The sequence below is a fragment of the Kitasatospora putterlickiae genome (genome assembly GCF_039527695.1).
Lineage (GTDB): Bacteria > Actinomycetota > Actinomycetes > Streptomycetales > Streptomycetaceae > Kitasatospora > Kitasatospora putterlickiae.
In genome coordinates this window covers 17,431-18,217 of record NZ_BAAAKJ010000281.1, presented here as the reverse complement: position 1 = coordinate 18,217, position 787 = coordinate 17,431, and the positions used below count along the sequence as shown (strand labels likewise).

Below are 787 nucleotides of genomic sequence, written 5' to 3'. Positions count from 1 at the left end.
ACCCGGGCCACCCCCCGGATCCGCCTGCTCGGCCCGGTCGACGTCGGCGGCATCGGCGGCAGCGCCGAACCGGGCGCGGTCGTCCGGCTCACCGAACTCGCCGCCTACCTGGCCCTGCGCCCCGGCGCCGACCACGCCGCCCTCGACCACGACCTGCACCCCGGCGCGGCCCACCTCGACCCGCACCCCACCGCCGCCGACGCCCGCAGCCCGCTGCCCGCCAAGCTCGACGACCTCGCCGCCTGGCTGGGCACCGCCCCCGACGGGCGCCCGTTCCTGGCCACCGACTCGGCCGAGGGCTACACCTTCGCGCCCGCCGTCACCTGCGACTGGGACGAGTTCCGCAGCCTCTACCGGCGCGGCATGCGCAGCACCAGCGCCACCGCCGACGCGGCCCTCGCGCACGCCCTCGCCCTGGTTCGCGGCGCCCCGTTCGCCGAGGCCCCGCCCGCCGCCTACGGCTGGGCCGAGAGCGAGCGCCAGGACATGATCGCCGCGATCGTCGACACCGCCCACGAACTCGCCGCCCGTCGCCTCCAGTACGGCGACCACCGCAGCGCCGAGGCCGCCGTCTTCCGCGGCCTCGCCGTCGCCCCGGACGTCGAACTGCTGCACCGCGACCTGTTCTACGCCTACGCCTCCGCCGGCGCCCGCGACCAGCTCCTGCGCGCCGTCAACCGCCTCGACGCCCTCAGCCGCCGCACCGGCCGCGACCTCGACGCCGACACCGTGGCCCTCCTCCGCGACCTCCTCGCGGGCTCCTGACCCACCACCCCGCCCCGGAGTG

The 787-nt window shown here is 78.0% G+C and carries 1 protein-coding gene; it reads left to right on the top strand.

Annotated elements, in window-relative coordinates:
• Positions 1–765, top strand: a 765-nt coding sequence (locus ABD308_RS27600; protein ID WP_344339974.1) for a BTAD domain-containing putative transcriptional regulator, incomplete at its 5' end; no start/stop codon positions are given.
• Positions 766–787 lie beyond the last annotated feature (22 nt).